The 26,999-nt window shown below is 42.7% G+C and carries 20 protein-coding genes; 10 read left to right on the top strand and 10 right to left on the bottom strand.

What is annotated here, in order from left to right:
- Together BUB08_RS00240 and pbpC are read left to right on the top strand one after the other, a co-directional pair.
- The gene (locus BUB08_RS00240) at positions 1–5,541 is read left to right on the top strand and encodes an alpha-2-macroglobulin family protein (protein ID WP_083570477.1); all 5,541 of its coding nucleotides are present in this window, start codon (positions 1–3) and stop codon (positions 5,539–5,541) included.
- 96 nt (positions 5,542–5,637) lie between these two features.
- The gene (gene pbpC / locus BUB08_RS00235) at positions 5,638–7,962 is read left to right on the top strand and encodes a penicillin-binding protein 1C (protein WP_072998818.1); all 2,325 of its coding nucleotides are present in this window, start codon (positions 5,638–5,640) and stop codon (positions 7,960–7,962) included.
- A 28-nt stretch (positions 7,963–7,990) separates the two neighbouring features.
- On the opposite strand, the gene BUB08_RS00230 is transcribed toward pbpC, so the two are convergent.
- A complete protein-coding gene (locus BUB08_RS00230) occupies positions 7,991–9,463 on the bottom strand; it encodes an aminotransferase class V-fold PLP-dependent enzyme (protein WP_072997867.1) in 1,473 nt (490 codons plus the stop codon).
- A 220-nt stretch (positions 9,464–9,683) separates the two neighbouring features.
- On the opposite strand from BUB08_RS00230, the gene htpG reads away from it, so the two are divergent.
- Entirely contained in the window at positions 9,684–11,738 is a 2,055-nt protein-coding gene (gene htpG / locus BUB08_RS00225) for a molecular chaperone HtpG (RefSeq protein ID WP_072998817.1), read from the top strand.
- An 86-nt stretch (positions 11,739–11,824) separates the two neighbouring features.
- Here htpG and BUB08_RS00220 read toward each other — a convergent pair whose 3' ends face one another.
- From BUB08_RS00220 to rfbA, 5 genes are all read right to left on the bottom strand, one after another.
- The gene (locus BUB08_RS00220; protein ID WP_072997865.1) at positions 11,825–12,583 is read right to left on the bottom strand and encodes a 3-keto-disaccharide hydrolase; all 759 of its coding nucleotides are present in this window, start codon (positions 12,581–12,583) and stop codon (positions 11,825–11,827) included.
- 88 nt (positions 12,584–12,671) lie between these two features.
- A complete protein-coding gene (locus BUB08_RS00215; protein WP_072997863.1) occupies positions 12,672–14,417 on the bottom strand; it encodes a phospho-sugar mutase in 1,746 nt (581 codons plus the stop codon).
- A gap of 13 nt (positions 14,418–14,430) precedes the next feature.
- Positions 14,431–15,294: a dTDP-4-dehydrorhamnose reductase gene (rfbD, locus tag BUB08_RS00210; protein ID WP_072997861.1), complete on the bottom strand. Its 864-nt coding sequence runs from the start codon at positions 15,292–15,294 to the stop codon at positions 14,431–14,433.
- Entirely contained in the window at positions 15,294–15,854 is a 561-nt protein-coding gene (rfbC, locus tag BUB08_RS00205; protein ID WP_072997859.1) for a dTDP-4-dehydrorhamnose 3,5-epimerase, read from the bottom strand. The genes rfbD and rfbC overlap by 1 nt, the downstream gene beginning before the upstream one ends.
- A gap of 6 nt (positions 15,855–15,860) precedes the next feature.
- Entirely contained in the window at positions 15,861–16,742 is an 882-nt protein-coding gene (gene rfbA, locus BUB08_RS00200) for a glucose-1-phosphate thymidylyltransferase RfbA (protein WP_072997857.1), read from the bottom strand.
- A 235-nt stretch (positions 16,743–16,977) separates the two neighbouring features.
- Here rfbA and rpsA point away from each other — a divergent pair, with 235 nt between their 5' ends.
- The 3 genes from rpsA to BUB08_RS00185 are packed head-to-tail and all read left to right on the top strand — an operon-like array spanning position 16,978 to position 20,274.
- Positions 16,978–18,945 carry a 30S ribosomal protein S1 gene (gene rpsA, locus BUB08_RS00195; protein WP_072997855.1) on the top strand — a complete coding sequence of 656 codons (1,968 nt, stop codon included), beginning with the start codon at positions 16,978–16,980 and terminating at the stop codon, positions 18,943–18,945.
- Positions 18,946–18,990: 45 nt separating this feature from the next.
- Complete coding sequence (locus BUB08_RS00190) at positions 18,991–19,344, top strand: STAS domain-containing protein (RefSeq protein WP_072997853.1); 354 nt, start codon at positions 18,991–18,993, stop codon at positions 19,342–19,344.
- 6 nt (positions 19,345–19,350) lie between these two features.
- A complete protein-coding gene (locus BUB08_RS00185; protein WP_072997852.1) occupies positions 19,351–20,274 on the top strand; it encodes a ribonuclease Z in 924 nt (307 codons plus the stop codon).
- On the opposite strand, the gene BUB08_RS00180 is transcribed toward BUB08_RS00185, so the two are convergent.
- Positions 20,275–21,729, bottom strand: a complete 1,455-nt coding sequence (locus tag BUB08_RS00180; protein ID WP_245820149.1) for an ATP-dependent DNA helicase — start codon at positions 21,727–21,729, stop codon at positions 20,275–20,277.
- Between the two features lie 68 nt (positions 21,730–21,797).
- Here BUB08_RS00180 and BUB08_RS00175 point away from each other — a divergent pair, with 68 nt between their 5' ends.
- The 3 genes from BUB08_RS00175 to rsmD are packed head-to-tail and all read left to right on the top strand — an operon-like array spanning position 21,798 to position 23,796.
- Positions 21,798–22,430 carry a hypothetical protein gene (locus BUB08_RS00175; RefSeq protein WP_072997848.1) on the top strand — a complete coding sequence of 211 codons (633 nt, stop codon included), beginning with the start codon at positions 21,798–21,800 and terminating at the stop codon, positions 22,428–22,430.
- 5 nt (positions 22,431–22,435) lie between these two features.
- On the top strand, positions 22,436–23,260 hold the full coding sequence (locus BUB08_RS00170; RefSeq protein WP_072997846.1) for a DUF3822 family protein: 825 nt from the start codon (positions 22,436–22,438) through the stop codon (positions 23,258–23,260).
- Between the two features lie 2 nt (positions 23,261–23,262).
- Positions 23,263–23,796: a 16S rRNA (guanine(966)-N(2))-methyltransferase RsmD gene (gene rsmD / locus BUB08_RS00165; RefSeq protein ID WP_072997844.1), complete on the top strand. Its 534-nt coding sequence runs from the start codon at positions 23,263–23,265 to the stop codon at positions 23,794–23,796.
- Positions 23,797–23,848: 52 nt separating this feature from the next.
- Here rsmD and BUB08_RS00160 read toward each other — a convergent pair whose 3' ends face one another.
- Positions 23,849–24,451: a redoxin domain-containing protein gene (locus BUB08_RS00160; protein WP_072998815.1), complete on the bottom strand. Its 603-nt coding sequence runs from the start codon at positions 24,449–24,451 to the stop codon at positions 23,849–23,851.
- Positions 24,452–24,575: 124 nt separating this feature from the next.
- Between BUB08_RS00160 and pdxH the strand changes: the two genes are divergently transcribed.
- The gene (gene pdxH / locus BUB08_RS00155; protein ID WP_072997842.1) at positions 24,576–25,214 is read left to right on the top strand and encodes a pyridoxamine 5'-phosphate oxidase; all 639 of its coding nucleotides are present in this window, start codon (positions 24,576–24,578) and stop codon (positions 25,212–25,214) included.
- Positions 25,215–25,226: 12 nt separating this feature from the next.
- On the opposite strand, the gene BUB08_RS19960 is transcribed toward pdxH, so the two are convergent.
- The gene (locus BUB08_RS19960; protein WP_083570473.1) at positions 25,227–25,595 is read right to left on the bottom strand and encodes a hypothetical protein; all 369 of its coding nucleotides are present in this window, start codon (positions 25,593–25,595) and stop codon (positions 25,227–25,229) included.
- Positions 25,596–25,831: 236 nt separating this feature from the next.
- Complete coding sequence (locus tag BUB08_RS19955) at positions 25,832–26,935, bottom strand: DNA polymerase III subunit gamma/tau (RefSeq protein WP_083570471.1); 1,104 nt, start codon at positions 26,933–26,935, stop codon at positions 25,832–25,834.
- Between the last annotated feature and the right edge of the window lie 64 nt (positions 26,936–26,999).

Genomic DNA, 26,999 nt, shown 5'->3' with positions numbered 1-26,999 from the left:
GTGAAAAATAAAATATCACTATTATTGTTTTTAGCCCTTTTCGTTTTTATCGAATGTAAAACCGACCAGAAACCGGTTGCAACAGATCCGGCTTTTGGTAAATATGTTCAGGCGTACACCAGCGGAACAATATCTATCGAATCGGTTATTACAGTGCACTTGGCACAACCGGTAAAAACACCGGACATCAACACAAAAAAGCTATTTAGTTTTTCGCCCGAAATAAAAGGCGAAGCTGCGTTGATCGGGAATCAGGTTGTTGAATTCAGGCCTTCGTCTCCGTTAAAACAAGGGATTATTTACACCGCAGAACTCAGACTGGGTGATTTAATTAACGTTGAAAATGGGTTCGAAAAAATGACGTTCCAGTTTTCAACCATCGAACAGTCGTTTTCAGTTTCTTTTGAAGGATTGAAAAACTACGAAAAAGGCCCGTTCAACAAAATGCAGTATTCGGGCTACCTGTTAACCGCCGATGTTACAGACAACAACAACATTGAAGAAATACTGCAAGCCAGTTATAATGGAAGCAGCATTCCTGTTCAGTGGACACACGCCCCCGAACAGCGGAAGCATTTTTTTACCATCGACAGTTTACAACGGAATTCGGAAAAGAGCAGCGAACTATTTATTAAATGGAACGGAAAGCCGGCAAATGTGGATAAGAAAGGAGAAAAAAACGTAAAAGTTCCGGCGCTAAATGTTTTTGAAATACTGGAAGCAGCCGTGCTCAGAGAACCCGAGCAGCATCTTGAAATACGGTTTTCCGACCCACTGTTAAAATCTCAGGATTTAACCGGATTAGTAGCTCTGGCAAACGGCACCAGCCTGCGATTAACCATCGAAGGAAATACGATTAAGGGATGGCCGGACAAGCCGCTTTCCGGCGAAATAGACGTAACAATTTCCGAAGGCATCGAAAATATCAATTACTTCAAATTAAAAAAAGCCGAAACATTTCGGGTACAGTTTAGCAGTCCGGAGCCAGCAGTAAGGCTCATCGGCAAGGGAGTAATTGTGCCCCAAAACGGCACGCTTGAAATGCCTTTTGAGGCAGTAGCGCTTAATGCTGTTGAAATAAGAGTAGTGCGCATTTTTAAAGACAATGTGCTGGCGTTCTTCCAGGACAACCGTTTCGACGATGATTCGCAGCTAAACAAAACCGGCAGACTGGTTTATTCCGGCAAAGTAAAACTCACCCCAAAAGAGCCGGGAGCACTACAAAAATGGAATACCTACAAAATTAACCTGGCTGATTTTTTCACCATCGAGCAGGGCGCTATTTATAATGTACAGTTCCGGTTTCATCAGGAAAACGCATTGTATCCTTGCGGACAGAATATCAATTCCGAAGAAGAGGAACTGGAAGAAACCACGCTGAATAAGCAGGAACCTTATCAAACCGAATGGGATTTTCCCAACTGGTATTCGGGACATTATTACCCGGACGGCTACAAATGGCAGGAACGGAATAATCCGTGCGACATTTCGTATTACAATTCCAGCCGTTTTGTTTCCCGCAACATTTTTGCTTCGGAGCTGGGAATTATCGCCAAAGAAGGCCGCAACCATGAATTTACCTTTGCATTAACCAATTTGCTAACCACCCTCCCCGAACAAAACGTTGAGCTGAAATTGTTCAGTTACCAAAATCGGCTGATTCAGACACTGACCACCGACAATCAGGGTTTCGCAAAAGCAAAGCTCAACAAAAAACCCTTCTTTTTACTTGCTCAAAAGGGAAATCAGTTTGGCTACCTGCGACTGGACGACGGTAGCGCTCTGTCCACAAGCAATTTTAATGTTTCGGGCGAAGAAATTACTGACGGATTAAAAGGTTTCATTTACGGTGAACGCGGAGTTTGGAGACCCGGCGACACACTTTTCCTGAATGCAATTATCGAAAAGGAAAATGCTGGCCTTCCCGAAAACTACCCGGTTATTTTTCAGCTGATAAACCCGGCCGGACAGGTAATTGAAAAAATGGTGCTCACCAAAAACGAAAACGGATTTTACCCACTCACAGTAAAAACGCCAAACGATGCACCTACCGGAAACTGGCAGGCACAGGTTACCGTCGGAAATGCGGTCTTTTCCAAACGGATAAAAATTGAGACCATAAAACCCAACCGGCTGAAAATCGATTTAAACCTGCCTAAAACGCCGTTGAATTCAGAAAACCGAAGCTTGCCACTCGAAGCAGCGTGGTTGCACGGTTCTCCGGCACGTTCATTAAAAATAAAAGTGGATGTGCTGTTTGTAAAAGATAAAACCGAATTCAGCGGTTTCGAACAATACTCTTTTACCGACCCGGCATCGTCGTTTGCGCCCAACGAGCAAACCATTTTTGAAGGCATCCTCAACGAAAACGGTAAAACAACGGTTCCCCTCAATTTTCAGTCGCTCGAAAATGCCCCCGGAATGGTTAAGGCCTGGTTCACCTCGCGGGTTTTCGAGCAGGGAGGTGATTTCAGCACCAACGTTAAACAAGCGAAATATGCGCCTTTCTCAACGTTTGTGGGAGTAAAAATGCCGGCATCGGACGATAACTGGTACAAAACCGATACCGATTACGCGCCGGAAATTGTGCTTGTGGATGCTACGGGAAAACCGGTTTCAGGCGAAAACCTGGAGGCAAAACTGTACAAAATAGACTGGCGCTGGTGGTGGGAATCAGGCGATGAATACCTGGCTCACTACGTCTCCGGAAGATATTACCGCCCGATTTCAACGTGGAACATTGCCAATGCCGGCCACAAAACCAAATTAAAACTGAATGTCAAATACAAAAATTGGGAAGACAACGGAAGGTATTTGCTTTGGGTGAAAGATGTTACAAGCGGGCATGCCGCCGGTGTAACATTTTACATGTCGAAATGGGGAAGCTGGCGTTCCGATGGTGTGGCCGACGGCGCTACTATGCTGACGCTTCGCACCGACAAAGAAAAATACAATGTAGGCGAAAAAATAGAAATTACCATCCCCTCTTCAAAAGCCGGAAAAGCGCTGGTGAGCCTCGAAAACGGAACCGGTGTTACCGATATTTTCTGGGTGGAAACAGAGGACAAACAAACTACCTTCAGTTTTGACGCCAAATCCGGTATGGCTCCAAATTTTTACGTGCACGTTAGTTTAATACAACCGTACGGACAAACCGAAAACGATGCTCCATTGCGTTTGTACGGGGTAATTCCTGTTTTCGTGGAAAATCCGGAAACAGTGCTCACCCCGGTTCTTCAAACACCTGCAGAAATCAAACCTGAAACAAAATATACACTCCGGGTTTCTGAGGCAAATAACAAACCCATGACCTACACTATTGCTGTAGTTGATGAAGGGTTGCTGGGGCTTACCAATTTTGCGACACCCAGTCCGCACGAAGCATTTTATTCACGCGAAGCGCTGGGTGTAAAAACATGGGATTTGTATAACGATGTAGCCGGAGCTTATGGCGCACGCCTCGAAAAAGCATTTGCTGTTGGAGGCGACGGAGATATGATGAATTCGGCAAAAAAAGAGATAAATCGTTTTAAACCGGTTGTTCAATTTGCCGGGCCGTTCACCCTTAAAAAGGGAGAAACCGGAACCCATGAATTTACAATGCCTTCGTACGTAGGATCAGTAAGGGCAATGGTAATTGCCGGGAATAACGGGGCGTATGGAAAAACAGAGAAAACTGTGCCGGTACGCAAAGGACTAATGCTGCTGGCAACCATGGCAAGGATTTTGGCTCCCAACGAAGAGGTAAGTCTGCCGGTGAATATTTTTGCCATGAAAGATGAAGTCAAAAATGTTTCGGTTCAGGTAAAAACCAATTCGTTGTTAACTGTTTCCGGAGAAAGCAGCAAGCAGGTGAAATTTGAACAGACCGGCGATAAAATGGCCTATTTCAAACTAAAAGTAAAACCTGAAACCGGCGCAGGGAAAATATTTGTGGAAGCAACAAGCGGCAGCGAAAAAGCAACATACGAGGTTGAACTGGAAATACGAAATCCGAACTCTCCCGTTACTATTGGAGAGTCGAAATTGGTGAAACCCGGCGAGAACTGGCAAGCAGAATTACAGATTCCGGGAGAAGTGGCAGAAAGCAAGGCATGGGTTGAAATTTCAGGGTTTCCGTCAATAAATCTTGCAAAACACCTCGACTACCTGACCGGTTATCCGCATGGGTGCGTAGAACAACTCACTTCAGCAGCGTTTCCTCAATTATTCCTTGGTAATTTAATTGAGCTGAATGCCGACAAAAAAATGGAGGTTGAAGACAATATTCGCAGCACGCTTCAAAAATTGCCCGGGTATCAGGTTTCCGGCGGAGGCTTTGGCTACTGGCCGGGAGCTGCAGAAACCGATCTGTGGGCAACCAGTTATGCCGGCCACTTTATGTTGAAAGCCGAAAGCGAAGGATATTCCATTCCTTCAGGCTTAAAAAATCAGTGGCTCAGTTTTCAGCGTTCTGCGGCACGGAACTGGAATCCGCAGGAAAGTTTTGAAAACGGTATTTACCACCGAAACCACGATTTCATTCAGGCATACAGGTTATACACCCTAGCGCTTGCCGGTTCTCCTGATTTGGGCGCGATGAACAGATTGCGTGAGAAAAGCCGGAAGTCGGCTGATGTATCGTGGCGACTGGCAGCCGCCTATGTTTTGGCCGGACAACCCGAAGCAGCGCGCCAACTGGTAAATAACCTGACCACAACGGTTGACGATTACCGGGAGTTGGGCGGAACATTTGGCTCTGCCTTACGCGACAAAGCAATGATACTTGAAACACTGGTGCTGCTGGGTGAGCAGGAAAAAGCGTTGCAGTTGCTACAAACCATTTCTTCGGAAATGAATCAACGCGACTGGCTGAGCACGCAAACAGCTGCCTGGTGCCTGTCGTCGGCAGCCATGTATGCAAAAGAATATGCGTCGGGAAGTTCAGAAACCAAATTTTCGCTGACGGTAAACGGAACAAAAACAGAACTGCGGTCAAATAATCCAATTCTCACCATTCCCGCAACACCAAATACCGACGGGCAAATCAGGTTAGAATATACAAACCGTGGAGAAACAGCAACCAACGTCAGAATTTTAGGCCGGGGAGTTCCCTCGGGAACAGACACAACCGCTGCCTCGAAAAACATATTATTGCAGGTAAAATACCTCGATGCAGGCGGAAATGAAGTCAGCCCCCAGAACCTAAAACAGGGTGTTGATTTTAGAATGGAAGTAACCGTCAAAAATCCGGGAACGTTAAAAGATTATGAGCAATTGGTGTTGAACGCGGTATTCCCTTCAGGATGGGAAATTATGAACAAGCGATTGAATGACATTCCGCAGGAGCAAAATTCTGCATTTGATTACCAGGATATCCGGGACGATCGTGTTTACACTTATTTCAATTTGACTATGAACCAGCAAAAAACATTTGTTTTTTACCTGAACGCAGCCTACACAGGCCAGTTTTACCAGCCACCTGTTAGTTGCGAAGCCATGTACGATGCAGGTATCCGCGCGCAAAAACCGGGACAAATGGTAAAAATCACAAATCAGTAAACAAGCGAAAATTGTTTGTTTGATCAGTATTGAACAGTTACAGTGAAATTGAATTTCAGCGAAAACAAAAAGAGCGTAAAAAAAAGCATCCTTCTTATGGGAGGGATTCTTTTTTTTGCGTTTTTCCTGGCTTTTTACGTTTGGGTTCCGCGGCCGCTTTTTGATGCGCCTTATTCCACCGTGCTCGAAAGCAGCGACGGCCGGTTACTTGGTGCCCGCATTGCAGCCGATCAGCAGTGGCGTTTTCCGGCGGCCGATTCCGTACCTCAAAAATATGAAAAGTGCCTGCTGCAATTCGAAGATAAGTATTTCTATTATCATCCCGGAATAAATCCGGTGGCGCTGGCACGGGCGCTGGCACAAAACATAAAAGCAGGCAGAACCGTCAGCGGAGGCAGCACACTTACCATGCAGGTGTGCAGAATGGCAAGGGGCAACCGCCGGCGTTCCTTAAAAAACAAAATTGTGGAGATGATTTGGGCTTTAAATCTGGAGTTCCGCTTTACAAAAAAGGAGATTCTTAATATGTACGCCTCCCACGCGCCGTTTGGGGGAAATGTTGTGGGAATTGAAGCCGCAGCCTGGCGATGGTACGCGCGGCCTCCGAGCCAGCTCTCGTGGGCAGAATCGGCAACGCTCGCGGTGTTGCCCAATGCTCCATCGTTAATTTACCCCGGACGACTGGATGACCGGCTAAAAGAAAAACGCGATTTTGTTCTGAAGAAGTTACTCACTTCGGAAACAATTGACAGCCTCACCTACCGTCTTTCTGTGGCAGAACCACTTCCAGAAAAAGTAAATGCTCTGCCTTTAAATGCATATCATTTGGTAGAGAAAGCAGCTCATGAAAACAGCGGGCAACGTATTTGCTCTACCATCGATTTTGGGCTACAGCAAGCAGTAACCGAACGCATAAAAAAACACCGCCGGCACATTGAAGCCAACCACATTTACAACATTGCAGTTGTTGTTTCCGAAACGGCAACGCACCAGGTAAAAGCTTATGTAGGAAATTATTTCGACGGGAAAGAAACCACACACAGCAACAACGTAGATATTATTCAGGCTCCCCGAAGCACAGGGAGTATTTTAAAACCGTTTCTTTATTGTAAAATGATTGACGACGGGCAGATTACTCCGCAAATGCTCATCCCGGATATTCCCACTCGTTTTGGCGGATTCACTCCGGCAAATTTCGACAAGGAATTTAACGGTGCAGTTCCGGCAGCAGAAGCACTCGCCCGTTCGTTGAACATTCCGGCAGTTCAAATGCTCAAAGATTACGGAATACCTCCTTTTTATTCGTTCCTAAAAAAAGCAGGAATGACAACATTGACGCATCCTCCCGGGCATTACGGATTGTCGTTGATTTTGGGAGGCGCAGAAGTCAATTTGTGGGATTTGTCCGGAATGTACACGTCGTTGGTTTCAATTCTGAAAAACTACGACGAAAATGACGGGTTCTACTCCGCGCATCCATTCCAACCACTTCAGTGGGAAAAAAGTGAACCACAGGGAAATCAACAAAAGGAGCTGCGAAGTGCCCAGCCTGAAGTTCGTGCTGCTGCAATTTACGAAACGCTGGAAGCATTGCTCCGGGTACGAAGACCTGAATCGGAAGCAGGATGGCAGGCATTTGCCTCTGCACGAAATATTGCCTGGAAAACCGGTACCAGTTTTGGATTCCGGGATGCGTGGGCCGTAGGAATGACCCGCGACTACGTGGTTTCGGTGTGGGTAGGAAACGCTGACGGAGAAGGACGACCAGGACTTACCGGAATAACTGCAGCAGCGCCTTTGTTATTCGACATTTTTGAATTGCTCCCGGCTTCCGCATGGTTTCAAATGCCGGTAGACGAAATGGAGGAGATTGAACTGTGCGCAGCAAGTGGTTATCGTCCCGGCTCCAATTGTGATTCCATAAAAAAGGTATGGCTTCCAACGGGATCGAAAATCAATCTTTGCCCGTTCCATCAACGGATTCATCTGAATAAAAAAGGCACTTACAGAGTAGATGCAACCTGCTACCCGGTTGCAAAAATGACACATAAAAACTGGTTTGTTCTCCCTCCTGCCATGGAGTATTATTTTAAACCGAGGAATCCGGGGTACGCCACTCTCCCACCGCTGCTGCAGGGTTGTAACGATCACCTGGCAACAATGGAATTTGTTTATCCGCGTGAATGGAACAACCTTTTTATCCCCACCGATTTGGATGGCACACCCGGCCAGCTAATTTTTGAATTGGTTCACAGGCAGCAAAAGGCAACAGTTTTTTGGCAAATCGATAACGAGTACATCGGAAAAACCACCGGAATTCATCAAATGGCATTTCATCCGAAACCGGGATGGCACATTCTGAATGTTACTGATTTGCACGGGAACAACCTGGTTCGACGATTTTTCATAGCAGGGAAATAATAACCCACTGCCTGTTTCAAAAATTCGGCTACTTTTCCAGCGAAAACCACTTTTCCATCAGAGCGGCATCATCGGGATCGTTTTTGTGCCAGAAAATGTTTTTGCGGTTATCGTAAATATAATCGAGCTGGTATTGTCCGATGTTTTCAACAATGTCTTTCAACGCAGAAATCATCAAATCAACTTCGGCATCTGTCATTACCGGATGCAGCGACCAACGCACCCAACCCGGTTTTTCGGAAAGGTCGCCGTGGCTGATCTTTTCCGTAATTTCCTGCGATTTTTCGTAGGTCACTTCCAGCAGAAAATGCCCGTATGTTCCAGCACAGGCACAACCACCACGCGTCTGAATTCCATATTTATCATTCAGTATTTGCACCACCAAATTGTAATGAATACCCTCAATGTAAAAAGAAATAACTCCCAGACGATCGCGAACATTGTCGGCCATAATTTTCAACCCGGGAATTTTGTCCATTCCGCTAAATGCCCGTTTTAGCAACTCTTTTTCCCGCCGAGTCATATTTTCAACACCCATTTTATGCTTTAGCTGGAACGAAAGCGCAGCTTTTATCGATTGCAGAAAGCCCGGTGTTCCGCCATCTTCACGCGCCTCAATATCGTCAACATATTTATACTTTCCCCAGGGATTTGTCCAGTCAACTGTTCCGCCGCCGGGATTATCGGGCACCTGGTTTTTATACATGGAAGCGTCGAAAACCAGCACGCCCGGAGAACCGGGTCCGCCCAAAAATTTGTGTGGAGAAAACATCACGGCATCCAGCTTCTCTAGCGGATCATCAGGATGCATGTCTATCTCGTCGTAAGGCGCCGATGCTGCAAAATCGATAAAACAAACGCCGCCGTACTCGTGCATCAAACGAGCCATTTTTTTATACGGTGTGCGCACTCCGGTAACGTTGGAACAAGCGGTAAACGAACCAATTTTAAAGGGCCTGTCTTTATATTTTTCCAGTGCTTTGCGCAAATTTTCAGGTTCAACCAGCAATCCATCGCCCGGCTCAACAATTACAACTTCGGCATTGGTTTCGTACCATGAGGTTTGATTGGAATGGTGCTCCATATGGGTGATAAAAACCACAGGCCGCTCGCGTTCCTTTAAACACTTTGAATAGGTCAGACGTCCGCAGTACTTCAACCCCAGAATACGCTGAAATTTATTGATAACAGCAGTCATTCCAAAACCGGCAGTAATGATAACGTCGTTGGGACCGGCATTCAAATGGCTTTTGATAATTTCGTGTGAACGGTGGTAGGCATGAGTCATTAGCAAACCGGTTTCGCTGGTTTCAGTGTGTGTGTTTCCCACAAAAGGCCCAAACTCGCTGGCTATTTTTTCTTCGATGGGACGGTAAAGACGTCCGCTGGCAATCCAGTCGCCGTAAACGATTTTTTGTGTTCCGTATGCTGATACAAATTTCTGATCTACACCAATGATATTCTCCCTGAACGTAGCGAAGTAGTTTTCCAGATTGCTCATACAAAATATTTTCAAAAATTATCTTATTGCAAATTAAGCGTCTTTTGACGTAGGATAACATTATTTTAATCAGTTTTTCAGTGCATTGCAGCTTAATAAATGACCGAAAGTCACGCGAAAAAGTGTGCTGGGTGTGACAAATCGGCAGAATAACCGACTGGCACAAGGTTTGATTTTTGGGTGCAAAACATTAAAAAAGTATTATTTAAAACGTAAAAATATGCAAACAGGAAAAATTGGCGTAACCAGTGAAAATCTGTTCCCCATCATTAAAAAGTTTCTTTACTCCGATCATGATATTTTCCTCAGGGAAATTGTATCAAATGCAGTAGATGCTTCGCAAAAGCTAAAAACGCTGGCATCAAAAGGAGAATATAACGGAGATGTTACAAACCTGAAAGTTAGGGTAAAATTCGATAAAGACGCTAAAACCATTACAGTTTCGGATAATGGAATTGGAATGACTGCTGAAGAAATCGACAGGTACATTAACCAGATAGCTTTTTCAGGCGCCAACGAATTTCTTGAAAAATATAAAAAAGACGCCAATGCCATTATCGGCCATTTCGGACTTGGGTTTTACAGCTCGTTCATGATTTCTGAAAAGGTGGACATCATAACCAAATCGTATAAAGAGGGTTCACAAGCCGTAAAATGGAGCTGCGACGGAACACCTTCGTACAATATTGAAAACACTGAACGGGATGAAGCCGGGACCGACATTGTAATGCACGTGAACAGCGATTCGGAAGAATTTCTGGACGAACATAAAATCGGCGACATCCTCGAAAAATATTGCAAATTCCTGCCTGTTCCGGTAATCTACGGAAAAAAGAAAGAATGGAAAGACGGAAAACAGGTTGAAACAGACGAAGACAATCAGATTAACGATACGGAACCGGCCTGGACAAAAATGCCGGCTGATCTGAAAGATGAAGACTACCAGAGCTTTTACCACCGGCTTTACCCGATGGCTGAAGAACCGCTGTTTTATATCCATCTGAATGTGGATTATCCGTTCAACTTAACCGGTATTTTGTACTTCCCGAAAATCAAAAACAATTTCGAAGTTCAAAAAAACAAAATCCAGCTGTACAGCAACCAGGTATTTGTAACCGATTCGGTAGAAGGCATCGTTCCTGAATTTCTTACTCTGTTGCACGGGGTAATCGATTCGCCCGACATTCCGCTGAACGTGTCGCGTTCGTACCTGCAAAGTGACTCCAATGTAAAAAAAATCAGCAGCCACATTTCTAAAAAAGTAGCCGACCGGCTGGCCGAATTATTTAAAGACAAACGCGACGAGTTTGAAAAGAAATGGGACGACCTGAAAATTTTCATCGAATACGGAATGCTTACCGATGACAAGTTTTATGATCGCGCCATGAAGTTTTTCCTCTTCAAAAATACAGAAGACAAATATTTCACTTTTGAAGAATATGAAAAACTGATTAAGGACACACAGACCGACAAAGACAAAAAGCTGGTCCATCTGTACGCAACCAACAAAGAAGAACAATACACCTTTATTGAAGCAGCACGCGAAAAAGGATACGATGTGCTGGTTCTTGACGATGTGCTTGCGCCGCACCTCATTAGCCGGTTCGAACAAAAACATCCGGACCACCAGTTTGTGCGGGTAGATTCTGATGTGGTAGAAAACCTGATTAAAAAAGAAGATTCTGCCAAAGAAGAACTTAGCTGGGAACAAAAGCAGGAGCTTTCTCCGGTGTTCCAGGCCGTTTGCCCGGAAAACAACAAGCATACCTTCCTGGTCGATTTTCAGGATTTAGGAGAAACCGGAAGCCCGATGGTTATTACCCAGAGCGAATTTATGCGCCGTATGAAAGAGATGAGTGCAACACAAGGCGGAATGAATTTCTACGGAGAAATGCCCGACAACATGAACCTTGTTGTGAATATTGCACACCCGCTGGTAAAAAAAGTACTGGAAGCCAAAGATAAAAAACTGAGCAAAACGCTCGAACCTCTTGCTGCTGACATTACGGCAAAAAAAGCTGAAGTAAGCGAACTGGAAAAAGCTAAAGAGGGCAAAAAAGAGGAAGAAGTTCCACAAGCCGATAAGGAAAAACTGGACGGGTTGAACAGCGAACTGGCCAAACTGGAAGAGTCGAAACGTGAAAAACTGACTGACTTTGGTAAAAACAACAAACTGGCTAAACAGTTGGTTGACCTTGCTTTGCTGGCCAACGGAATGCTAAAAGGTGCCGATTTGGATAAATTTGTAAAACGAAGCGTTGAGTTGATCAAATAAAAATTGAACGACCTTAATGTTCTATACAAAAAGAGCCTGCTTAATATTTTTAAGCAGGCTCTTTTATTATGGGATGTTGTAATTAACTACAGTTCCCTAATCCAGATATTTCTGAAGCTAACCGGATTTCCATGATCCTGTAACATAATACATCCAGGACCATGTTTTTTAATGCTGTATTCAGGAATGCCGATATATTCAGTCGGGCCGCGCATTTTGGTGTTGTTCTGAACCAAAACGCCGTTGTGCAGCACAGTTACTGTTGGCTGAGTAAAATAAGTTCCGTCTTCGTTAAAACGAGGTGCAGTGTAAATAATGTCGTAAGTCTGCCATTCGCCCGGAGCTTTGCAGGCATTTACAAGCGGAGCCTGTTGTTTGTATATACTTCCGGCCTGGCCGTTACGGTATGTGCGATTATCGAAATTATCGAGCACCTGTACTTCGTAGCGTTCCTGCAGAAAAATGCCGCTGTTGCCGCGTCCCTGGCTTGTGCCAATTACTTCTGAGGGAGAACGCCATTCGATGTGCAATTGAAAATCTTCAAAAACACGTTTGGTTTTAATTATTCCCGTTCCTTTTTCAACAGTTACACAACCGTCTTCTACTTTCCATTCGGGTTTTCCACCGTTACTATTGGTCCATTCGCGGCCAAGGTCAACGCCATCAAACAAAACAATGGCATCCGAAGGAGCATCGAGCGGAGTTGCTCCTGGAGTAACAACTGATACCTCAGGATCCCATATTTCAGTCATTTCCGGTTTCATGGGCATGGGACCTTCAGTTTGGGCAAACACTCCAAAAGCTGTTGAAAACAGCAGTAACGAAAAAATTCCAATCTTTTTCATCTTTCAATTTTTATTTAGTTGATTCAATATATAATGTGGCAATTACGCTTGCCAATTATTTCATTTTCTTCGAAATAAAAAAGCCGGACTAAAGTCCCAGCTCTTTCATTATCAATTCTATTTTAGTTTCGGCTGCATTTTCTGCGGCATCAAATCCGGCGCGTGATTCCAGTTTTTCTTTCACCTCAAAATAGAACTTAATTTTGGGTTCGGTACCTGAAGGCCGAACTGATATTTTTGTTCCGTCCTGAGTAAAAAACTGAAGTACGTTTGACGTTACTTTCTGGTCAATTTTTTTCTCTTCGCCGGTAATCAGATTTTTAGCAACTAGTGTGGAGTAATCTTTTACCCATTCCATTTTTGAACCTCCCAGCTCGGCGGGCGGATTGCTACGGAAATCGCTCATCATTTTCTGAATTTCGTCGGCTCCCTGTTTTCCCGGGCGAACAACCGATTTCAATTTTTCTTTTGAGAAACCGTATTCCAGATAAATATCCTGAAGTAATTCAAACAGCGTTTTTCCCTGGTCAATTGCCCACGCAGCAATTTCGGCCATTAATGCGCACGAAGAAACTGCATCTTTATCGCGGACAAAATCGGCAGGCATAAAACCAAAGCTTTCTTCTCCGCCGCCAATGTATCGTTTTGTTCCTTCGTGGTCGCGAATTACTTCGGCAATAAATTTAAAACCGGTGTAAACATCGTAGTAACCAATATTATTTCTGCGGGCAATTTCAGCAATCAATTCAGTGGAAACAATTGTTTTTACCACAAACTCGTTGCCTTTCATTTTCCCGGCTTCCTTCATTTTTGTAATAATGTAGTAAATGAATACCAGCGCGGTTTGATTCCCGTTCAGAATTACGTACTCTCCTTTATCGTTTTTCACAGCCACTCCCAGCCTGTCGGAGTCAGGGTCGGTTGCCATAACAATGTCGGCATTTACTTCGTAAGCCTTTTTTACCGCCATTTCCATGGCTGCTTTTTCCTCCGGATTAGGAGAAACAACCGTTGGAAAATCACCGCTTACAACATCCTGTTCCGGAATATGAATAATATTTGTGAACCCAAATTTTTGCAATGCTGCCGGAACCAGTTTTACGGCAGTTCCATGAATGGGAGTAAACACAATTTTCATGTCTTTATGCCGCTCAACAACGTCAGGTGAAATGGAAACTGTTTTTACTTTTTCCAGGAATTTTTCATCCATCTCTTTCCCCATTATTTCGATAAGGTTTTCGGGGCCGTCAAATTTGATGTCTTCCACATTTACTTTCGACACCTCTTTAACAATATTCACATCGTGCGGAGCTACTACCTGCGAGCCATCGTCCCAGTATGCTTTGTAGCCGTTATATTCTTTCGGGTTGTGCGAAGCGGTAAGGATAATTCCGCTCTGGCATCCCAATTCCCTGATTGCAAACGAAAGCTCGGGAGTCGGACGCAAATCTTCAAATAGATACGCTTTAATTCCGTTGGCGGCAAAAACCTTTGCGCTGCTTTCGGCAAAAGTCCGGCTGTTGTTCCGGCAGTCGTGCCCAATCGCAACTTTAATCTGCGGTAAATCGGAAAAATTCTTTTTCAGGTAATTTGCGAGCCCCTGGTTGGCAGCTCCAATTGTATATTTGTTTACTCGGTTAGTTCCGGCGCCCATTATTCCACGAAGGCCTCCGGTGCCAAACTCCAAATTTTTATAAAACGAATCAATCAACTCGTTAGAGTCTTCTGCATCGAGCATGCGCCGAACTTCTTTCCGTGTTTCTTCATCGTATGTATCGGAAAGCCATTCCTGCGCTTTCTCTCTTACCTGCTTTAATAATTCATTGTTTTCCATATTGCTTATATTTTTAAAGTTTTTGAATACAAACTTTGAGACTGTCCTTCCAGTATGGAATTTCGAGACCAAAAGTAGATTTTATTTTCGATTTGTTTAACACACTAAAATGAGGCCTTTGGGCTGCCGTTGGAAATTCTTCGGACAACACCGGAAAAACTCCGCAGTTGATTTGAGCCAGTTCGAAAATTGCTTTTGCAAAATCGTACCAGCTTATTACCCCTTCGTTGGAATAATGATAAATTCCAGGAACAAATTTGTCGGGTTGTTTTTGGTAGATATTTGCAATCTGAAGCACTGCCTTTGCCAAATCTCCGGCATAAGTAGGCGTTCCGACCTGGTCAAAAACCACTTTCAAATTATCGCCTTTTTTCCCGAGCCGAAGCATGGTTTTTACAAAGTTGTTTCCGAAAGAAGAATACAGCCACGCTGTGCGAATAACAACAGTTTTGAGATTTTCTTTAAAACTTCGCTCTTCTCCTTCAAGCTTTGTTGTTCCGTAAACTCCAATGGGTTTTACCGAATCATTTTCGGTATAAGGCAGAACAGAATCGCCACCAAACACATAATCGGTAGAAATATGAATAAGCGCAGCATCGACCGTTTTTGCTACTTTTGCCAAAAAGCCCGGAGCAACTGAGTTTATTAGCTCTGCTTTTTCCGCATCGTTCTCGGCCTTGTCTACTGCTGTGTATGCAGCACAGTTAATTACTATTCCGGGACGATTTTTCGTGAAATACTCCTGCACTGCAATTTCATCTGTAATATCAAGCGAATCGGCATCTGTAAAAAGAAATTCCATTTCGGGATAGTTCTCTGCCTCTACCCGCAGTTCATTCCCCAATTGACCGTATGCACCAGTAACAAGAACCTTCATTAATTTTCAAATTTGAAATTCATTTCAGCATCTTTAAATAACGGTGCTTTTAAATCCTTTTCCGACACAATTGCTGTTTCCGTATTCATTTTCCAGTCGATACTGAGTTGCGGATCATTAATATTAATGGAGCGTTCTGCTTCATGCTTATATTCGTTATCAATTTTATACGAAAAAACTGCAGTTTCGCTTAAAACCGAAAAACCGTGGGCAAACCCGCGTGGAATAAACAGTTGTTTTTTGAACTCGTCATCCAGCTCCAGGCTGAACCATTGTCCAAAAGTAGGCGATTCTTTTCGTAAATCTACCACAACATCAAGCACTCGTCCCTGTACTACCCGAACAAGTTTTGCCTGTGCCCAGGGGGCTAGTTGGTAATGCAGTCCGCGCACCACACCTTGCACCGATTTCGATTCATTGTCCTGGCAAAATGTTGTTTTAATGCCAGCTTCTTCATACCGTTCCTGTTGCCAGGATTCAAAAAAATACCCCCTCGAATCTCCAAAAATCTGAGGTTCTATAATTAACAAACCGGGGAAAGATGTTTCTATAACTTTCATAAACGATTAAAAAGATAATATTTGTTTCTCGGCGAGACGCAACAGGTACTCGCCATATTTGTTCTTGCTTAGGGGTTTTGCCAGTTCAATAAGCTGCTCCCGCGAAATAAACCCTTTTTTATAGGCTATCTCTTCGATGCAGGAAACTTTAAGTCCCTGCCGCTGTTCAATGGTAGCAATAAAATTGGACGCCTGCAAAAGGCTTTCATGTGTTCCGGTGTCGAGCCAGGCAAAACCACGCCCCAAAAGTTTCACGTTCAACCTGTTTTCATTCAGGTAAAGCCGGTTAAGATCGGTAATTTCCAGCTCACCACGCGCCGATGGTTTCAGGTTTTTAGCCTTTTCTACAACGTCGTTGGAGTAAAAGTACAGTCCGGTAACCGCATAATTTGATTTCGGGTTCTCCGGTTTTTCTTCGATGGAAATTACTTTTTTATCCGCATCGAACTCAACCACACCGTAACGTTGAGGGTCGTTGACATAGTATCCGAAAACAACTGCGCCATCATTTAACTGAGCCGATTCTTCCAGAATTGACCTGAAGTTGTACCCGTAAAAAATATTGTCGCCCAAAATCAGGCAAACATTGTCATCGCCAATAAACTCTTCACCCAAAATAAATGCCTGGGCCAATCCGTCGGGCGACGGCTGTATTTTATATGAAATATTTAGTCCTAATTGTTCTCCTGAACCAAACAGCTCCTGATACAATTTAATATCAGTGGGTGTTGAGATAATTAAAATCTCACGAATCCCTGCCAGCATCAGAACCGACAACGGATAATATATCATCGGTTTATCGTAAACCGGAATAATCTGCTTCGAAATAGACCTGGTTATAGGATAAAGCCGGGTTCCTGCCCCTCCTGCTAAAATAATACCTTTCATGTTATTTGGTTTAATAATTTTAAATGAGGCTCAAAATTAATAAAATTCAATGTCTCAGCCATTATCAGTTTCAATAAAACAAAACGCCCCTCGCCTAGTCTTAATATTTGTCACAATTTGTTACCAAGAAAGAAATAAAACACTGAAAACCTTTGAAATAAGTGAATTAAGTTATATTTTTGCGCGCGTTTTACAACAATAATAATGTCTAACTTATTAATTTTATTAGAATTACATGACTGAAAAGAAAGATGAAAAAGTAGAGCAGGAAGCTCAAAATTCACCTGAAGCACCCGTTCAGGAAGAAAAAGCTCCCCAAACGGAAGAAGCTCCAAAAGCTGAGGAAACAAAAGCAGAAGTTGCAGAAACTGCTGCCAAACCAACTGAAGCTAAAGCAGAAGAAAAAACAGAAGAAGCTGGTGAATTTGACTGGGACAGTCTTGAATCCGGACAGGATGCATACTCTGAAAAACAGAGGTCTGACCTGGAACAAATGTATGACAATACACTAAACACCGTAACTGAAAAAGAAGTACTTGAAGGTACTGTAATCGCACTCAACAAAAGAGAAGTAGTTGTTGACATAGGTTACAAATCTGATGGTATTGTAAGCTTGAACGAATTCCGTTACAACCCGGAACTTAAAGTAGGTGACAAAGTAGATGTATACATCGAAAGCCTTGAAGACAAAAAAGGCCAGATGATCCTTTCTCACAAAAAAGCACGTGCAACCCGTTCATGGGATCGTGTAAACGAAGCTCTGGAAAAAGACGAAATTATAAAAGGATACATCAAATGCCGTACAAAAGGCGGTATGATTGTAGATGTATTCGGAATCGAAGCATTCCTTCCAGGTTCACAAATCGACGTGAAACCAATCCGCGATTACGATGTATTTGTTGGTAAGAGCATGGAATTCAAAGTGGTCAAAATCAACCACGAATACCGCAACGTTGTAGTTTCGCACAAAGCGTTGATTGAAGCTGAACTGGAACAGCAGAAGAAAGAAATTATTGCAAAACTGGAAAAAGGACAGGTTCTGGAAGGAACAGTCAAAAACATTACATCGTACGGTGTGTTTATGGACCTCGGCGGCGTAGACGGACTTATCCACATTACCGACCTTTCATGGGGCCGCATCAACCACCCGACAGAAATTGTAGAACTCGATCAGAAACTGAACGTAGTTATCCTCGATTTCGACGACGACAAAAAACGAATTGCCCTTGGTTTAAAACAGCTTACTCCGCACCCGTGGGATAAACTGGATGAAACCCTGAAAGTTGGCGATACCGTTAAAGGCAAAGTTGTGGTTATGGCAGACTACGGTGCATTTGTTGAAATCGCACCCGGAGTTGAAGGTTTGATTCACGTTTCAGAAATGTCGTGGAGCCAGCACCTGCGTAGTGCTCAGGACTTCCTGAAAGTTGGCGACGAAGTGGAAGCAGTTATTCTTACACTCGACCGCGAAGACAGGAAAATGTCATTGGGCATGAAACAACTGAAAGAAGACCCATGGGAAAAAATCGAAGAAAACTATGGCGTTGGAACAAAACACAAAGCAATTGTACGCAACTTCACCAACTTTGGTGTATTTGTAGAAATTACTGAAGGTGTTGACGGTTTGATTCACATTTCGGACTTAAGCTGGACGAAAAAAATCAAACACCCGTCAGAATTCACTTCCATTGGCGAAGAAATCGAAGTTGTTGTGCTTGACATCGACGCTGAAAACCGTCGTTTAAGCCTTGGTCACAAACAACTGGAAGAAAACCCATGGGATGTTTTCGAAACTATTTTCACTACCGATTCTATCCACGAAGGAACTGTTGTTGACCTGATGGATAAAGGTGCTGTAGTTGCTCTTCCTTATGGAGTTGAAGGTTTTGCCACACCACGTCATCTTGTAAAAGAAGACGGAACACAGGCAAAACAAGACGAAAAACTGGATTTCAAAGTTATTGAGTTCAACAAATCAGCAAAACGAATTATCGTTTCGCACTCAAGAGTTTTTGAAGATGAAAAACGTGCTGATGACACAACAAAACGTAAATCGCAGACCCGTTCAACTAAAAAAGCGGTAAAAGCGGTTAACGATAACATCGAAAAAACTACACTTGGTGACATTTCTGATTTGGCTGCACTGAAATCGCAGTTGGAAAAGAAAGAACAAAAAGAAAGACAGGAAGATAGCAAAAAATAATTCGGGGTTCGGTTAATTTATTACCCGAAATTCGTAAATTGTAGCATGTCAACCGAAATTCTAAATAAAGAGGGTTTTACCCTTATAAAAGTGAATGCCGAAAGGCTAGATACCAACACAGCACCGGGGTTAAAATCCGAGTTAGTGGTGTTAAGTAGCAATGGGGTGAAAAACATTGTACTCGATTTAAGCCAGTGTAAATACTGCGATTCGTCCGGTTTACGTTCGGTGTTAGTTGGTAACCGTTTATGCGAAGATGCAATAGGAACTTTTGTTCTTTGCGGATTGAATCCCGATGTAGAATACCTACTGAAGATTTCGATGTTGCACACGGTATTACTGATTACAAAAACTGCTGAAGAAGCAGAAGAGCTAATGAAGAAAAAGATGGAAATGTAGGCTGAAATGGCTTTTGAGTTAACCATACTGGGAAGCAGTTCTGCTACACCGACATCTGAAAGATACCCGACCGCCCAGGTGCTGAATGCATCGGGGCGGTTTTTTTTGATCGACTGCGGAGAAGGAACCCAAATACAAATCCGAAGACAAAAAATAGGCTTTGGAAAAATCAATCACATTTTCATTTCCCATTTGCATGGCGATCATTTTTACGGACTGATTGGCCTCATTTCAACATTTAACCTGCTGGGATTAACACGCGACATACACATTTACTCGCCGTCTCAATTAAAAGACATTATTCAGCCCCAGCTCGATTTTCTAAAAGGAGATTTGCGATTCAACGTAATTTTTCATCCGTTGAATTTTAAAAAGCCACAGCTTATTTTCGAAGACAAAAAAATAGAGGTGATTTCATTTCCTTTAAAACACAGCATAAATTGCTGTGGGTTTCTATTCCGGGAGAAACAAAAAGAGGCCAACATAAAAAAGGAATACATCAGGCAGTATCAAATTCCGATTGCACAAATTAAAGACATAAAACAGGGCGCCGATTTTGTTGCAGCAAACGGAGAAGTAATTCTAAATTCGTTGCTGACTACTCCGCCGCCAACACCCCTGTCGTACGCTTTTTGTTCCGACACCGCATTTCATCCTCCCATTGCCGATGTGATTAAAAATGTAGATTTATTGTACCACGAAGCTACTTTTACCGAAGAGTTACGCGAGTGGGCAAATAAAACCTACCATTCTACTGCACTTGATGCTGCAAAAATGGCAAAAATGACCAATGCCGGAGAATTAATTATCGGACATTTTTCGTCTCGTTATAAAGAGGTAGAACCTTTTTTGAACGAAGCCCAAACAGTTTTCTCCAACACATTGGATGCAGTAGACGGAAAAACATACCCCGTTAAACGAAAACAATGATCACTCCCCCGTTTCTTCGAAAAACTTTTTGTTAAAGTTTACCAGAAACAACTTTTCCACCGGCCGTGTAAAGGCGGTGTAAAGCCAACGGTAATAATCGTTGTCCAGCATTTCTTCGGTGAGATACCCATGATCAACAAAAACGGCTTTCCACTGTCCACCCTGCGCTTTGTGGCAGGTTAATGCATAGGCATACTTAACCTGAAGTGCATTAAAATAGGGATTCTCCTTTATCTTTTTCCACCGTTCACGCTTGTTCCTAATTTCCATGTAATCTTCCGAAACTGCATTAAAAAGCTGCCGATTCTGTTCGTAAGAAAACGAAGCCGACTCAATGGAAAGTGTATCCAAAAATATTTTGCAATCAAGTTCTACGTCTTCGTAATCCACAAACCGGAGGCACACATCAGCGTACCGAAAACCGTACAATTCTTCGTAACCATAAATGGAAACTACCTCGGCAATGTCGCCGTTGGCAATAAAATCAAGCTTCGATTCATCATCTATCCAATGGTAGTTGTTTTTAACGATCATCAACAAATCGCCGCGTTCGATTTCATTTTCGCGATAAAGAATCGATCCGCGAATTCCTTTGTTGAACAGATTTGCTCTTTTATTGGAACGGGTAACAATGGTGGTTTCAAAAATTCCGTACTTATCGTAGCACGAAGAAATTTCCTCAATCAAATCACCTCCCGAAATCCGCGAGATATCGTCGAAAGCACTTAAATCAAGTTGAAAGAAACCGGTATTAACCTGTTCTTCTATCAACTGCCTGATTTGGGTTGCACACGACAAAATTCCCGAACCGGCTGCCTGTCGCACTACTTCTGTTAAAACATACTCGTCAACATTAAATCCTTCGCGAATAATCGACACCGTTTCCAGAGCAGGGCTTAGCGTTAATCCGACAGGAGGCAACTGCGCAGTGTCTCCAACCAAAATTAATCTGCAGTTGACACCCGAATAAACATATTCAAGCAAATCGTTTAACAGGCGGCCGCTGCCAAAAACAGAGTTTTCGTTGTTTTCATTGGAAATCATTGATGCTTCGTCTACCACAAACCAGGTGTTTTTATGCAGATTCTTATCCAGCACAAAATGTCCCATCCCGTCGGCCGTTGTTTTCTGCCGGTATATTTTTTTATGAATAGTAAAAGCAGGCATAGCCGTATAACCCGTCATAACTTTTGCTGCTCTTCCGGTAGGCGCCAAAAGAACAATCTTAATTTTTAAACTTTTAAGTGTTTGTGTAAGGGCATTTATCATTGTTGTTTTTCCGGTTCCGGCAAAACCTTTAATCAACACTATTTTGTCCTGTTCATCAGAAGTAATAAATCCGGCCAAACCAGCCATTAATTCAGACTGGCAAGCGGTTGGTGTAAACGATAAATTTTGCTCTAAAAGGGCTTTTACGTGATTTTTCAGCATAGGCGCTAAAATAACAAAGTTCAAAGGAAGGTAATTTGTTTTTTTTTATAATTTTGCAAGCATTCGACAATAATCTTATTAAAACGATAACGATGAGAACCATTATTCAGATTTTACTTGCAATTGTAGCCTTAGGCTTAGTTTATTTCATTTATAGAGGGATTCAGGATCCCATTGAATTTGACAAAGCTAAAGAAGCAAGGTACGAAGCAACCGTGGAAAGATTGAAAGATATCAGGAAGGCCCAGTTGGCTTACAAAAATGTTCACGGCCGTTTCACCGGTAGTTGGGACACACTGATTCATTTCGTAAAATATGATTCTGTAAGAAACATTAGAAAAATCGGTGAATTGACAGATAGTATGATTGAAGCAGGGCTTACCGAAAGGCGGGCAATGCGCGAAGGGCTGATTATCCGTGACACCATTAAAGAAAGTGTGTTGGAATCAGTATTCGGAGGCTCCTACAATGCCGAAGACCTGAAGTATGTACCGGTACCGGACACAGTTGCAGAATTTAAAATGGCTGCCAATGTTATTACAACCGGTTCGGGAATTAAGGTTCCGGTTTTTGAAGCCAAAGCACATAACAATACTGTACTTCGGGGGCTTGACAGGCAGTATATCATCAACCTGAACGAACAGAGCAGGCTGAATGAAAAATACCCCGGACTAAAAGTAGGTTCTCTTACTGAGGCTGTAAATAATGCAGGAAACTGGGAATAATCAGAATGGTTACCCTGATAACAGATCCGTCGTTTGATTATAATCGGACTGAAGAATATAAATTATCCATCCAGGTCAGCCTGGATGGATTTTCTTTTTCTGTTGTACAGGAAAAGGAAGCAAAATTGCTCGCTTTTGAGCACCTTCCCATCACCATTAGTTCAGCTTCTTTTTTAGGGCGACGATTCAGCGAATGGCATGAAAGCCGCGAGTTGCTTCAAAAACAGTACGCAGAGACACAACTGTTTTATTCTTCTGAAAATTTCACGCTGGTTCCTGCAGAGTTTTATGAATATGAAAAGCAGGAACAATTAGCCAAGTGTAATTTTGGAAGCAAAAACGAAATTTCAGTTCGCGACAACTATTTACCCGATGTTGAAGCAAATCTGATTTTTTCGGTTCCTGAATCTTTACTCGAAGCGTTTAACAATCTTTTCCCCGGCTGTTCGGTAAATCATCCTGTTTCACTTTTCAATCAAAAAATTCAGGAAGGTTACCAACAAGAAGACAAAGAAAGACTGCTTGCACTCCTTTTTCATAAAAACACCTTCAGCCTTCTTTTGTACCAGAAAGGGCAACTTACACAAATCAACAGTTTTGCATACAGGCATCCTGACGACGTTGTTTTTTACACGCTTTCGGTGTTCAAAAGCCTACACCTGAGCGCCTCAAAAACGCCACTATTGCTAGCCGGAACTATAAATAAGGAAAATGATGTGGTCAATTCACTTTCTGAATATTTTGCTAAAACCAGCTTTTTAGCATTACCGTTTCAATATAACCGCGACATTTTCGGCAATCTTCTGAACCCGTTCACCCCATTATTTTAGCCATGCGCATTGTAGGAGGAAAATACAAAGGTCGGATTTTTAACCCGGGTAAAAAGTTCTCGGCACGCCCAACCACCGATTTGGCCAAAGAAGCCCTTTTTAACATTCTGGAAAATCGTTACGATTTCTCTTCTATGAAAATACTGGACTTGTTTTCAGGTACCGGTAGCATTGCGTATGAATTTGTCAGCAGGGGCGCATGCGAAGTGACTTTAGTTGAACAAAACTTCAGCCACGTTCGCTTCATAAAAGAGGTTATTGAGGCGTTGAAAATTGAAAATGCACGGGTAGTACGCGAAGATGTTTTTCGTTTTTTAAAACGTTGTCCGGGTCAGTTTGACCTGATATTTGCTGACCCTCCTTTTAGTGCTCCTTTTATAAACGACATTCCCCAAACTGTTTTCAGTTCTGGAGTTTTAGCCCCTGACGGACTTTTTATTCTTGAACACCCCAAAGATTTTGATTTTTCGCATAACGAAAATTTTAGCGAATTACGAAAATACGGCAAGGTGAATTTCAGTTTTTTCAAAGCATAAAAAAACCCTGCCCAAAGGGCAAGGTTCATTCACAAAGGCAAAACACCTGACATTAATCCAACTTCCGCTTAATGCCGCAACCGACCGGCTTTGTTTCGGCTACAGCAACTTTCTCCCCTCTTGCCAGGCTTGTTATTGCGTCTTTCACATAGGCATGCTTTACTTCTTTCGCGCTTTTGTAATTATCGTCAATTGCTCCTTTGTAAACCAACTCCATATTGCCATTAAACAAAAATACATGCGGCGTTGTTTGCCCGCCAAAAGCGTTCGCAATTTGGCTGTCTTCATCAACTGCATAGTGGAAATTGTACCGCTGCTCACTTGCTCTTTTTTTCATCTCTGAAAATGAATCAACACCATCGCGGTTTTGATAATTGGAATTTAGAACAATCATTCCGACATTGTGTTGGTCTGCCCAATTCTTTGCGTCAGAGTAGCGGCTTTCCCATTGTTGCACAAACGGACAGGTGTTACTTGAGAAAATTACTAAAAGGCCGTTCGACTTAGCAACGTCGTTAAGCGACACTTTCTCTCCGGAAACATCTTGCATTTTAACATCGGTTAATGTCGCCTTTCCTCCCAACCCAAGGCTTTTGGAGTAGGCGTTTATATGGAAAAATGCTGCTATCAGTAGGAACAGAACTGTTTTTTTCATCGCTTCAATTTTTAAGTTATCAATAAAATACTCAAAACTCTTAAATAAAACATTTTTCATAAAAAAAATGTTCATAGGTTTGCAATTGCAACATTTTTGATTCAGAACTGATTAGAAAAAAACAATGAAAATCGACTCCATAAGAAATGAATACAGCTTTTCGGGATTGAGAAAGCAAAATACGGACGACAATCCGTTTAATCAATTTGAAAAATGGCTGAAAGAAGCTATCGATTCCAACGAAAAAGAACCTACTGCCATGGCAGTTGCAACCATCGGAACCGATGGATTTCCTCAGTCGCGCATAGTATTACTGAAGTATTTTAACGAAAACGGATTTGTTTTCTTCACCAATTATTTGTCGGGAAAAGGCAGATCTATTGAAAGCTCCCCTGCGGTTGGCCTCCACTTTTTCTGGCCACTGCTCGAACGCCAGGTTAGAATTTCCGGAGTTGCAGAGAAAACAAGCAAAAAGGTCTCAGAAAAGTATTTTCATTCGCGGCCGTTGGAAAGCCAGGTTGGCGCCTGGGCATCTGAACAGAGCAAAGAAATTGAATCCCGGGATTATTTGGAACAACGATTCAGAAAGTTCAGTTCCGAATTTGAAAACGAGGCTCCGTCGCTTCCTCCATTTTGGGGTGGATACAACGTTGTTCCTCAAAAAATTGAGTTTTGGCAGGGCCGCGAAAACCGGCTCCACGACCGAATTCTCTACAAAAAACTATCAAATAATGAATGGGAAAAAATAAGGCTGGCTCCTTGACGAAGAAAAAATCTACTCAAAATCGAGTTTAAACACTTGTTTTAATTTTTCCAGCTCCGGATTCTTTTTCAGCATTTCCATATATTTCTCAGAATCCGAATAGATTATTTTCTCTTTTTCTACTTCTGTGATATTAGTGGCCAGTTGAATTTTCGAGTTTTCCAGCTCTCTTCTCAGCCAGGACACAAGTTCCGGTTTTATGGTGTTAATCAGGTCGTCCTGAACTGAATTATCAATGTCAAGAATAAGGTGATAATCGTCGCCAAGTTTCGGAAGATGAGATAGCGTAGATTGAAGATTTGGCCGGTCATTCAGCCTTTCTACAAATTCCTCCCATTTCATTTTCAGCGCTTCGGGCGTAAAATCTTTTATGGCGCCCACCTTGGTATAAATCTCGTGCTGCTCTTTTGCCGATAATTTTTCTTCTCCCAGATTTCCTGCCAGGGCATCTTTTATTGAAGGTCCTTTAGACTTACGCGAGATGCGCCTTACATGCTTTTTAATGACCGGTTCTTGCGATTCCTGGGGTGATTTCTCCGGTGCAGATTTTTCTTTGGAAGATTCAGTTTTCCCGGTAAAAATAGGTTCGAGAAAATCAGAAAGTTCGTCGTCGTCAGCTATTTTTTTTTTAAGGTTAGCTGTGCTATCCGAATCAAAGTCAGCTCAACGAGTAACCGTTTATTCTGGCTCATTTTATACTGCATGTCGCACTCGTTACTGATTCCAAGTGCTTTCAGCAAAAAATCGTTATTGCAAACAGAAGCCTGTCCCTTGTACCGTTCTTTTATGTCACCACCAACTTCGAGCAGTTGAACCGTAACCGGATCTTTGCAAACCAACAGGTTGCGAAAATGGCTGCTGAGTCCGTTTATAAAATGATGTCCGTCGAAACCGTGATTCAGAATATCATCGAAAATCATCAGCGAATCGGGAACTTCATTTTTCAGAAAGTGATCTACTAATCGAAAGTAGTAATCATAATCCAGAACATTCAAATTGGAAATAACGTCCTGATAAGTAATATCTTTTCCCGAGAAACTAACTATCTGGTCGAAAATAGACAAGGCATCGCGCATTGCTCCATCGGCCTTCTGTGCAATAATATTCAGCGCTTCTTTTTCAGCAGTTACACCTTCACTTTTTGCAACATACTCCAAATGACCGGCAATGTCTGAAATATTAATCCTGTTAAAGTCAAAAATCTGGCAACGCGATAAAATTGTTGGAATAATTTTATGTTTCTCTGTGGTTGCCAAAATAAAAATAGCATGCTTTGGCGGTTCTTCCAACGTTTTCAGGAAAGCGTTAAAAGCCTGTGACGAAAGCATATGGACTTCATCGATAATATAAACGCTGTATTTTCCCACCTGCGGAGGAATTCGCACCTGATCGATCAACACCCTGATATCGTCTACCGAATTATTGGAAGCGGCATCGAGTTCATGAATATTAAACGAACGGCTGGAATTAAAAGCAGTACAGGATTCACATTCGTTGCAAGCTTCTATTTCGGGAGAAAGGTTGGAGCAGTTTATTGTTTTGGCAAAAATACGGGCACAGGTTGTTTTGCCAACGCCACGCGGCCCGCAAAACAAATATGCATGAGCCAGCTGGTTATTTTTTATGGCATTTTTCAACGTTGTGGTAATGGCAGATTGTGCCACTACTGTATCAAATGAATCAGGCCTGTATTTTCGTGCAGAAACAATAAAATTTTCCATTTAAACGGTGTTCTTTCTCAAGTGACCAAAGATAAACAATTCTATATTTTTACCGGCAAAACTT

The organism is Mariniphaga anaerophila, from assembly GCF_900129025.1.
GTDB classification, from domain to species: domain Bacteria; phylum Bacteroidota; class Bacteroidia; order Bacteroidales; family Prolixibacteraceae; genus Mariniphaga; species Mariniphaga anaerophila.
The sequence above is the reverse complement of the archived record's forward strand: the minus strand, read 5'-3'. Positions and strand labels throughout refer to the sequence as shown.